Origin of the sequence: Bradyrhizobium sp. 31Argb (assembly GCF_043638955.1) — a bacterium.
In the GTDB taxonomy this organism is placed as follows: domain Bacteria; phylum Pseudomonadota; class Alphaproteobacteria; order Rhizobiales; family Xanthobacteraceae; genus Bradyrhizobium.
Window position 1 is genome coordinate 1 of record NZ_JBEGDB010000266.1, and the last position, 11132, is coordinate 11132.

General features: G+C 64.4%; 6 protein-coding genes. 4 read left to right on the forward strand and 2 right to left on the reverse strand.

Going from position 1 to position 11132, the window contains the following annotated elements; translation table 11 throughout:
- Positions 1 to 155 precede the first annotated feature (155 nt).
- Positions 156 to 3338 carry an efflux RND transporter permease subunit gene (locus AAFX91_RS33350; protein ID WP_394569394.1) on the forward strand — a complete coding sequence of 1061 codons (3183 nt, stop codon included), beginning with the start codon at positions 156 to 158 and terminating at the stop codon, positions 3336 to 3338.
- Positions 3339 to 3364: 26 nt separating this feature from the next.
- Here the strand turns inward: AAFX91_RS33350 and AAFX91_RS33355 are convergent, their stop codons facing one another.
- Both AAFX91_RS33355 and AAFX91_RS33360 read right to left on the reverse strand, forming a co-directional pair.
- Positions 3365 to 3589, reverse strand: a complete 225-nt coding sequence (locus AAFX91_RS33355) for a hypothetical protein (RefSeq protein ID WP_130226165.1) — start codon at positions 3587 to 3589, stop codon at positions 3365 to 3367.
- A 287-nt stretch (positions 3590 to 3876) separates the two neighbouring features.
- Positions 3877 to 4677 (reverse strand): SDR family NAD(P)-dependent oxidoreductase, encoded by an 801-nt coding sequence (locus AAFX91_RS33360; RefSeq protein WP_394569395.1) that lies wholly within the window; start codon positions 4675 to 4677, stop codon positions 3877 to 3879.
- 191 nt (positions 4678 to 4868) lie between these two features.
- On the opposite strand from AAFX91_RS33360, the gene AAFX91_RS33365 reads away from it, so the two are divergent.
- The 3 genes from AAFX91_RS33365 to AAFX91_RS33375 all read left to right on the forward strand — a co-directional run bounded on the left by AAFX91_RS33365 (position 4869) and on the right by AAFX91_RS33375 (position 10784).
- Positions 4869 to 8339 carry an indolepyruvate ferredoxin oxidoreductase family protein gene (locus tag AAFX91_RS33365; protein ID WP_394569396.1) on the forward strand — a complete coding sequence of 1157 codons (3471 nt, stop codon included), beginning with the start codon at positions 4869 to 4871 and terminating at the stop codon, positions 8337 to 8339.
- A gap of 153 nt (positions 8340 to 8492) precedes the next feature.
- The gene (locus tag AAFX91_RS33370; protein WP_394569397.1) at positions 8493 to 8909 is read left to right on the forward strand and encodes a hypothetical protein; all 417 of its coding nucleotides are present in this window, start codon (positions 8493 to 8495) and stop codon (positions 8907 to 8909) included.
- Positions 8910 to 9209: 300 nt separating this feature from the next.
- Positions 9210 to 10784 carry an alkaline phosphatase D family protein gene (locus AAFX91_RS33375; protein WP_394569398.1) on the forward strand — a complete coding sequence of 525 codons (1575 nt, stop codon included), beginning with the start codon at positions 9210 to 9212 and terminating at the stop codon, positions 10782 to 10784.
- Positions 10785 to 11132: the final 348 nt, after the last annotated feature.

Genomic DNA, 11132 nt, shown 5'->3' on the forward strand with positions numbered 1-11132 from the left:
GGAATCGGGAGACACCCGAAGAATCCAATTCGCTCCGCTATGCAATACCCCCTAAGGCCATATGCGATTCCCCTACCGTACGCGGGGAGAAGGGGAAGTTCGGCTTCAACTGAATTGATCACATTGTAAGGCTCCGCTTAAGCGGGGACAGACCCATGAATCTCTCAAAGTTCTTCATCGACCGACCGATCTTTGCAGGCGTCCTCTCGGTCCTGATTTTCCTCGCCGGCCTGATCTCGCTGTTCGCGATGCCGATCTCGGAATATCCCGATGTCGTGCCGCCGTCAGTCGTGGTGCGCGCGACCTATCCCGGCGCCAATCCGAAGGTGATCGCGGAAACGGTTGCTACCCCGATCGAGGAGCAGATCAACGGCGTCGAGAACATGCTCTATATGAGCAGCCAGGCGGCCACCGACGGCGCGATGACGCTGACGGTGACCTTCCGCCTCGGCACCGATCCCGACAAGGCGACGCAACTGGTGCAGAACCGGGTGCAGCAGGCCGAGCCGCGGCTGCCGGCGGTGGTGCGCCAGCTCGGCATCATCACCAAGAAGAGCTCGCCCGACCTCACCATGGTCGTGCATCTCCTCTCGCCGAACAACCGCTACGACATGACGTATCTGCGCAACTACGCGGTGCTCAACGTCAAGGACCGGCTGGCGCGGATCGACGGCGTCGGCGACGTCCAGCTCTATGGCGCCGGCGACTATTCGATGCGGGTCTGGGTCGATCCGCAGAAGGCCGCCGAGCACGGCCTGACTGCTAGCGACATCGTCAGGGCGATCCAGGCGCAGAACGTGGAAGCCGCCGCCGGCGTTGTCGGCTCCTCGCCGAGCGTCAAGGGCATCGACCTGCAGCTCTCCGTCAACGCCGAAGGCCGGCTCGCCAGCGAGGACCAGTTCGGCGAGATCGTGGTGAAGACCGGCTCCCGCGGCGAGGTAGTGCGCCTGCGCGACGTAGCCCGCATCGAGCTCGGTGCCTCCGAATACGGCCTGCGTTCCTTGCTCGACAACAAGCAGGCGGTGGCGATCCCGATCAACCAGGCGCCCGGCTCCAATGCCCTTGATATCTCCGACAAGGTCCGCGCGACCATGGCCGAGATCAAGAAGAACATGCCTGACGGCGTCGACTACAAGATCGTCTACGATCCCACGCAGTTCGTGCGATCCTCGATCGAGGCGGTGGTGCACACGCTGCTGGAAGCGATCGTGCTGGTCGTCTTGGTTGTGATCCTGTTCCTGCAGACCTGGCGCGCCTCGATCATTCCGCTGCTCGCGGTGCCGGTGTCGATCGTCGGCACGTTCGCGGTGATGCATGTGTTCGGCTTCTCCATCAACGCGCTCAGCCTGTTCGGCCTCGTGCTCGCGATCGGCATCGTCGTCGACGACGCCATCGTCGTGGTCGAGAACGTCGAGCGCAATATCGAGGCTGGGCTTTCTCCGCGGGAGGCCACCTACCAGGCGATGAAGGAAGTGTCCGGCCCGATCATCGCGATTGCGCTGGTCCTGATCGCGGTGTTCGTGCCGCTCGCCTTCATCTCCGGCCTCACCGGGCAGTTCTACAAGCAGTTCGCGCTGACGATCGCGATCTCGACCGTGATCTCGGCGATCAACTCGCTGACGCTGTCGCCGGCGCTCTCGGCGCTGCTGCTCAAGGGCCATCACGAGCCCAAGGACAAGCTCACGATCATCCTCGACAAGGGACTGGGCTGGTTCTTCCGCGGCTTCAACCGTGTCTTCACGCGCTCCTCGGAGAATTACGGCCGCAGCGTCACCAAGGTGATCTTCGGCAAGGCCGCTGTGATGGGCGTCTATGTGCTCCTGATCGGCGTCACGGTCGTGCTGTTCAGGCAGGTGCCGGGCGGCTTCGTCCCCGGCCAGGACAAGCAATATCTGGTCGGCTTCGCGCGGCTGCCTGACGGCGCGACGCTGGATCGCACCGAAGAGGTCATCCGCAAGATGAGCGACATCGCGCTGACCCAGCCCGGCGTCGAAAGCTCGGTGGCGTTCCCGGGGCTGTCGATCTCCGGCTTCACCAACTCCTCCAATGCCGGCATCGTGTTCTCGACGCTGAAGCCGTTCGACGAGCGCAAGAGCTCTTCGCTCAGCGGCAATGCGATCGCCGCGGAACTGAACAAGAAATATGCCGGCATCCAGGAGGCCTTCATCGCGATGTTCCCGCCGCCGCCGGTCAACGGCTTAGGGACCATCGGCGGCTTCAAGCTGCAGATCGAGGATCGCGCCGGCCTCGGCTATGACGCGCTCAACGATGCGACCAAGGCGTTCATGGCGGCGATGTCGAAAGCGCCGGAGATCGCAGGCCTGTTCTCGAGCTTCCAGGTCAACGTTCCCCAGCTCTATGCCGACATCGACCGCACCAAGGCGTTGCAGCTCGGCGTGCCCGTGACGGAAGTCTTCAACACGCTGCAGATCTATCTCGGCTCCTACTACGTCAACGACTTCAATAAATTCGGCCGCACCTATTCGGTCTATGTCCAGGCCGACGCGCCGTTCCGCGCCCGCGCCGACGATATCCGCCAGTTGAAGGTGCGTTCGTCCTCAGGCGACATGGTGCCGCTGTCGGCGCTGTTGAAGATCCGCCAGAGTGCAGGGCCGGAGCGCGCGATCCGGTACAACGGCTTCCTGTCCTCGGACATCAACGCCGCCGCGGCGCGCGGCTATTCGTCCGGCCAGGCGCAGGAAGCGGCGACGCGGATCGCCGCCGAAGTGCTGCCGCCGGGATTTGCCTTCGAGTGGACCGACCTGACCTATCAGGAGTTCATCGCCGGCAATTCCGGCCTCTGGGTCTTCCCGCTGGCGATCCTGCTGGTGTTCCTGGTGCTGGCTGCACTCTATGAGAGCCTGACGCTGCCGCTCGCGATCCTCATGATCGTGCCGATGGGACTATTGGCTGCGATGTTCGGTGTCTGGTTTTCGGGCGGCGACAACAACATCTTCACCCAGATCGGCCTGATCGTGCTGGTGGGATTGTCGGCGAAGAATGCGATCCTGATCGTCGAGTTCGCGCGCGAGTTGGAATTCGCCGGCCGTTCGCCGATTCGCGCCGCGATCGAGGCGAGCCGCTTGCGTCTTCGCCCGATCCTGATGACGTCGATGGCGTTCATCATGGGCGTGCTGCCGCTGGTGCTGTCGACCGGCGCGGGCTCCGAGATGCGGCGCGCGATGGGCGTCGCGGTGTTCTCGGGCATGATCGGCGTCACGATCTTCGGTCTGTTCCTGACGCCGGTATTCTATGTGTTGCTCCGCAGCGCCACCGGCATGAAGCCGCTGACGCATCACGGCGAAGCGACCATTCCAACAAAGGCACACGCGGCATGACGCCGCGTGTGCTCACACACCTCGCCTCAGGCGGCGAGGTCCTGCAGCAGTTTCGACGAACCGCGCACCAGCACCTTGCGTCCGGCAGGCGTTAACGCGAGCGAATCGCCGCGCATCGCGGCGAGCCCGAGCGTGATCAGGCTTTCGACCGCAAACCTGCTTATTCTCGAAGGGTTTGCTGCAGGTGCACGCAACGCTTTGAGAACTTCCCACTGATCCGTTGTCAGTTCGTAGTCGAATTCGTCGTTCATGGTCCCTCGGATTCGTTAACCATCGACGGGGCGCGTATTACCGAGCGCTCGTGAAGAACATGCGACCAGAACGAGTCAGGATTTCGAATTACGGGGATAGACCGTCACATCATCGTGTGGCTGGAATTCTTCAATATTTTCAAGCCATCCATTGAATCTTAACCAGGTGATACAGCAGTGCTCCTGACGTGTAGCCCGGGTGGAGCGAAAGCGTAACCCGGGGCATCTCATCCACATTCGCAGGCGGTCCCGGGTTACGCTCGCGCTTCACCCGGGCTACGCACCTTTCAACCGCGCCGGACGCTGGCACCGCCGTCCACAGGCAATGTGACACCGGTAATAAAACTCGCTTCATCCGAAGCCAAAAACAGTGCGGCATTGGCGACGTCCCAGCCGGTGCCCATCTTCTGTCGCAGCGGCACCTTGCTGTCGCGCTCCGCCTCGACCTCGGCGCGGCTCTTGTTGAATTCGCGGGCGCGGGTGTCCACTGCCATCGGCGTGTTCATCAGGCCGGGCAGGATCACATTGGCGCGAATGCCGTATTGCGCGTTCTGATAGGCGAGCTGTTCGGTGAATGCGATCATCGCCGACTTCGTCGCCTTGTAGGCGACGTAAGGATAGGTCGTGATCGCGGCCATCGACGAGATGTTGATGATGGCGCCGCTCTTCTGCGCGCGCATGATCGGGATCACATGCTTGGCGGCGAGGATGCAGCTCTTGAGGTTGATCGCGACGCAGCGGTCGAACGCCTCTTCGCTGATCTCGAGCAGTTCGGCATCGCCGCCGGAGAGGCTGACGCCGACATTGTTGTGCAGGATGTCGACCTTGCCCCAACGCTGATGCGCATCCGCCACCATCGCCTTGATCTCGGCGTTCTTCGTCACGTCGGCCTTGAAGGCTGCAGCGGTGCCGCCCTTCGCCGCGATCATGTCGACGGTCTCCTGCGCCGAATCCAGGTGGTGGTCGACGCACAGCACCTTGGCGCCTTCGCGCGCGAAGGTGAGCGCGGTGGCGCGGCCGTTGCCGATGCCCTCGCCGGGGCTCTGGCCGGCGCCGACGATGATGGCGACACGATCTTGAAGGCGCATCTCGTTTCACTCCCGCTTTTCGTTCTTGTCCGTCGGGGTTCTCCCCGTTGACAACAGCGTTTCAAAGATGCGCGGGGCCGGCAAGGGGCCGGGAGATATGCTGTCAAGCCATGAATGCAGGCCCTTCAACGCATAGCAAAACGGTGCATTTTATGCAGCCATAAAAAGCTTGCACGAACGGGGAGCGAAGCATGTCGCTGATGGAAGTTGGCCTGGACGACAAGTACCGGTTGGACGTCAAACGCATCTTCCTTTCCGGTACCCAGGCGCTGGTCCGGCTCCCCATGTTGCAGCGCGAACGCGATCGCGCGCAGGGACTCAAGACAGCGGGTTTCATCTCCGGCTACCGCGGTTCGCCGCTCGGCATGTACGACCACACATTGTGGCGGGCAAAATCTTTCCTCAAGCAGCATGACATCGCCTTCGTTCCCGGCCTCAACGAGGATCTGGCGGCGACCGCGGTGTGGGGCAGCCAGCAGGTCGGCATGTTTCCGGGCGCCACGGTCGATGGCGTGTTCGGCATCTGGTACGGCAAGGGCCCCGGCGTCGACCGTTCGCTCGATGCGCTGAAGCATGCCAACTCGGCCGGCACTTCGCGGAACGGCGGCGTGATCGCGCTCGCCGGCGACGACCATGGCTGCCAATCCTCGACGCTGGCGCATCAGAGCGAGCAGGTGTTCGCATCCGCGCTGATGCCGGTCGTCAATCCGGCCACGCTGCAGGACTATCTCGACCTCGGCATCCTCGGCTTCGCGCTGTCGCGCTACAGCGGCTGCTGGGTCGGCTTCAAGGCGATCTCCGAGACGGTGGAGAGCTCGGCCTCCATCATCAGCGATCCCGGTCGCATCCAGATCGTGACGCCAGATGATTTCGAGATGCCGCCGGATGGCCTCTCCATCCGCTGGCCCGACGCACCGCTCGAGCAGGAGCGGCGCCTGCACGGCCCGAAGATGCAGGCCGTCGCCGCCTTCGCCCGCGCCAACCGCTTCGACCGCATCGTGCTCGACTCCAAGCCGGCGCGGCTCGGCATCATGGCAACCGGCAAGGCCTATCTCGATTTGCGCCAGGCGCTGGCCGAACTCGGCGTCACCGACGCGGAAGCACAGGCGCTGGGCTTGCGCATCCACAAGGTCGCGCTGACCTGGCCGCTCGAGGAATCCGGCGCCCGCGCCTTCGCCGAGGGGTTGCAGGACGTGCTGGTGGTCGAGGAGAAGCGCGGCTTCATCGAGGACCAGCTCATCCGCATCCTCTACAATGTCGATGCTTCAAAACGTCCGTCGGTGGTCGGCAAGCGCGACGAGAGCGGCGCGGTGCTGCTGCCGAGCGAGGGCGAGTTGACGCCGACCATGGTTGCCGCCGCCGTTGTTGCGCGGCTTCGCAAGCTTGGCCATCGTAGCCCGATGCTGGAGCAGCGGCTGGCCAAGCTCGAAGCTTTCGATCGGCCGGCCGAAGGCATCGGCGCGGCCAAGCTGCAGCGCACGCCCTATTTCTGCTCGGGCTGCCCGCACAACACTTCGACCAAGATACCCGAAGGCAGCCGCGCCATGGCCGGCATCGGCTGTCACGGCATGGCGCTGTCGATCCCGGCGCGCCGCACCGCGACCATTTCGCATATGGGTGCGGAGGGCGTGGCCTGGATCGGGCAGGCGCCGTTCACCGACGAGCAGCACGTCTTCCAGAATCTCGGCGACGGCACCTACACCCATTCGGGCCTGCTGGCACTGCGCGCCGCGGCCGCCGCCGGCGTCAACATCACCTACAAGATCCTCTATAACGATGCGGTCGCGATGACCGGCGGCCAGCCCGCAGAGGGCAGCTTCACGGTGTCGCAGATCGCGCATCAGGTCGCCGCCGAAGGCACCAAGCGCATCGCCATCGTCTCCGACGATCCGACGAAATATCCGCCCAACTATTTCCCCACTGGTGCCACCGTGCATCACCGCCGCGAACTCGACGCCGTGCAGCGCGAGCTGCGCGACGTCGCGGGCCTCACGGTCCTGATCTACGACCAGACCTGCGCCGCGGAGAAGCGCCGCCGCCGCAAGCGCGGGCTCTATCCCGATCCGCCGAAGCGCGTCTTCATCAACGAGCGCGTCTGCGAGGGTTGCGGCGACTGCTCGGTGCAGTCGAACTGCGTTTCGGTGCAGCCGCTCGAGACCGAGCTCGGCCGCAAGCGCCGCATCGACCAGTCGAACTGCAACAAGGACTTCTCCTGCATCGAGGGCTTCTGCCCGAGCTTCGTCACCGTCCATGACCCCAAGCTGCGCAAGGCCGACCGTGCCGCTGCCGATCCGTCGGCGCTGTTCGCGGACCTGCCGACGCCGAAGCCGCAGGCGCTTTCCGGTTCCTACAACATCCTCGTCACCGGCATCGGCGGCACCGGCGTCATCACCATCGGCGCGCTGCTCGGCATGGCCGCCCATGTCGAGGGGCTGGCCTGTTCGACGCTCGACTTCACCGGCCTGTCGCAGAAGAACGGAGCGGTCATGAGTCATGTCCGGCTCGCGCCGCGTGCGGAGGATCTCGCCAGCGTCCGCATCGCCGCCGGTGGCGCCGATCTGATTCTCGGCTGCGACATCGTGGTCGCGACCAGCGTCGCGGCGCTGAGCCGGGCCGAGCGCGGCGTGACGCGCGCGATCGTCAACGCCGACCTGCTGCCGACCGCGAGCTTCGTGATGAATCCCGACCTCGATTTCGAGGCGGGCGCGATGCGTGATGCGCTGAATGAAGCCGTCACCTCGTCCGACCTCGACATCCTCGACGCCACCGGGCTGGCGACTGCGCTGATGGGCGACAGCATCGCCACCAACGCCTTCCTGCTCGGTTTCGCGTTCCAGCGCGGCGCGGTGCCGATGTCGCTGGAGGCGCTGATGAAGGCGATCGAGCTGAACGGCGCCGCGGTCGACATGAACAAGATGGCCTTCTCCTGGGGCCGGCTTGCCGCGCACGACCTGGCGCGCGTCGTCAGCGCCGCGCGTTTCAAGACCTCGAGCGCGGCGCCGGCAAGGCGCACGCTCGACGAGACCATTGCCTTCCGCGCCAAGTTCCTCGCCCACTATCAGGACGAGGCCTATTCGCAGCGCTACCTCGCCGACGTCGCGCGCGTCCGCGCTGCCGAAACCGCGGCCGCTCCCGGCTCGCACGAACTGACGGAAGCGTTCGCCAAGGGCTTGTTCAAGCTGATGGCCTACAAGGATGAGTACGAGGTCGCCCGGCTCTATACCGATGGCGAATTCGCCAAGGCGTTGAAGGAGCAGTTTGACGGCGAACCCGGGTTGAAGGTGCTGCTCGCCCCGCCGCTGTTCGCGCGCCGCGATAAGGTCACCGGACATCTGCAGAAGCGCGAGTTCGGGCCCTGGGTGTTCAGTGCGTTCAATCTGCTGGCGCGGCTGAAGCGCTTGCGCGGCACCGCGCTCGATATCTTCGGCTACACTGCCGAGCGGCGGATGGAGCGGGCGCTGCCGGGCGAATATTCGGCGATGATCCTCCGCCATCTCGGCAAGAAGCCGCTCGATGTGCCGCGGCTGGCGGCGCTGGCGAAGGCCGCCGAGTTGGTACGCGGCTACGGCCACGTCAAGGAAGCCAACGTCGCGCGCTATCGCCAGGAGTGTCAGCGGCTCGAAGCTGCGCTTCAAGCCCCGGTGGCGCAGGCGGCCGAGTAGGTTCCGATCCAGTCCTTGGGCCGCAGGAAGCAATCTGCGGCCATTCCATCGCCTTCGTTGATCGGTAACCGTGCCCGCAGGATCGGCTGGAATTGTCCGGCCGGCCTCCTACATGATGGGCATGTTCCATTGGAGTCATTTCGGAGGCGTTCGGTGAGCTCCAGAAATGCAGTTCTGGCCGCCGTTGCCACCGCCGCCCTGGTCCTGAGCGTCCCGGCGATGGCGGACGATTACCGCCCCGGCGACTATTTCAATCTCGACCTCTCCAAGGCCGTGCTGTCGCCCAAGCGCCTCGGCCCGCCGACCGAGTTCGCCCGGGTTCCCGTCGAAGCCAAGAGCGATCACAATGATGCTGCACACGTGGTCGCGGAACCGAAGCCGGTGCAGACGAAAAGGGTCAGGGCAGCGCATGTCGCGCCTGCGCCTGAGCGGCCGGTGCGCACCGAGCGCCGCGTTCCCGCCCGCGCCAAGCTTGCCCGCCGCCACGGCAACCCACTCGACGCCCAGGCCCGCGACACCCGCATCCAGACCTGGCCCTGCCGCTCCGGCGGCATCTGCAACTGGCGCTGACCCGCGCGCCCGGCAAAGTCGCAAGAGCACCACTGGCGTACACATTCTCCGTCATGGCCGGGCTTGACCCGGCCATCCACGAAGCCGCTTGCGTGGCTGCAAGACGTGGATGCCCGGGACCCGGCTACGCCAAGGCTTCGCCGAGCGCTCCGCTGTCAGTCCGGCGAAGCGATAGCGAAGACGGGCAAGCCCGGGCATGACGAGGGTGTTTCCACGAGTCATCCCCCTGTCGTAAAACCGTAAGCCGAGAGTCAAGCAGCGCGGGCAACCTTCGTCGCGATTCGACGGAGATCCTGCCCAATGGCGATCGCGACACGCGCCAGGCGCGGCCTGACCCGGCGCCAGCTTCTGATCCGGTCAGGCTCATCAGCCGCACTCGCAAGTCTTGGCACTCTCGCAAAACCCTATCTCAGCCGCGCTGCTGATCGCCCCGAACTTCGATGCGGGATTCAATCGGGCGACGTCTCGGGCGATGCCGCGGTGATCTGGTCGCGCGCCGATCGGGCCGCGCGGATGCAGGTGGAATGCGCAGCCGACGAGAATTTCAAAACCATCCTTCGCACTGTTGCGACCGACGTGTTGCCTTCCGACTTCACCGCAAAGCTCCTGCTCGACGGCCTGCCGCCGGGACAGGACATCTTCTATCGCGTGCGCTTTGAATCGTCCGATGGGCTTGCGGGCGAGGCGAGGACCGGCCGTTTCCGCACGGCGCCGGTGACGCGCCGATCGATCTCCTTCGTCTGGTCCGGCGATACCGTAGGGCAGGGCTGGGGCATCGATCCCTCCCGCGGCGGCCTGCGCAGCTACCGCACCATGCTGGAGAACCGTCCCGACTTCTTCATCCATTCCGGCGACCACATCTATGCCGATTGCCCAGTGCCGTCGGAGTTGCCGTTGCCGGACGGCACGCTCTGGCGCAACATCGTCACCGAGGCGAAGTCGGCCGTTGCCAGGAGCCTCGAGCAGTTTCGCGGCAACTACAAATACAATTGGTATGATGCAAACTTCCGCGCCTTCCATGCGGAGGTGCCGATGTTCGCGCAGTGGGACGACCACGAGGTCGCCGACGACTGGTCGCCGATCGGCACCGTTGATGAGGCCGGCTATGCCGAGGACGGCTCCTCGCGTCTGGTGGCGCGGGCGCGGCGCGCATTTCACGAATTCATGCCGATGCGCCCGGTGTTCGAGCAGGACGGCCGCGTCTATCGCAAGATCGCCTATGGCCCGCTGCTCGACGTGTTCCTGATCGACATGCGCTCTTACCGCGACTCCACCTGGAACAAGGGCGGTGGCAGCGACAGCTTCATCCTCGGCAAGGCACAGTTGGCGTGGCTGAAGCGCGAGCTGGTCGCTTCCAACGCCACCTGGAAGGTGATTGCCGCGGACTTGCCGATCGGCCTCATCAGCCTGGATGCGGTCGCGCTCGGCGACGGCCCGCCGGAGCGGCGCGAGCACGAGATCGCCGATCTCCTGTCCTTCATGAAGCGTGCCGGCATCCGTAACACGATCTGGCTCACCGCCGACATGCATTACACCGCGGCCCATCATTACGATCCGAACCGCGCTGTATTCCCAGATTTCGAGCCGTTCTGGGAATTCGTCTCCGGCCCGCTGCACGCCGGCTCCTGGTCGCCTGGCGTGCTCGACAACACTTTTGGCCCAAAGGCGATGTATCAGAAAGGCTGCAGCGCGGAGCAGGGCGACAACCTCGCCCCATGCTTCGGCCTGCAATTCTTCGGCCGCATCGACATCGACGGAACGAGCGAGGTAATGACGGTGACGTTGAAGGACGTCGATGATCGCGACCTCTGGTCGGTTGATATCGAGCCGCAGCCGGATGCGCGGCCCGGCGAGATCATGGCCGAGCACATCTGACTCCCTTCGTCATTCCGGGGCGTCCGAAGGACGAGCCCGGAATCCGTCAGGCCGCAGGCGCAAGTGGAGAAATGGATTCTCTGATGTGCAATTGCACATCATAGCTCGATGTTGGCGCATCGCCCCGGAATGACACTCACCGTCATTGCGAGCGCAGCGAAGCAATCCATTTCTCCACTTGCCGCGCCATGGATTGCTTCGCTCCGCTCGCAATGACGATGTGGCTGCTTTGGGTGCGACATAACAACCCGACGGGCAAATCAGCCAAAGCCTGTCCAGCCCTCGCGCAAAAAACATTCCGCTTTCGCCGTCGGGCAAATCAGTGATTTAACTCCGCGCGTCTCACCC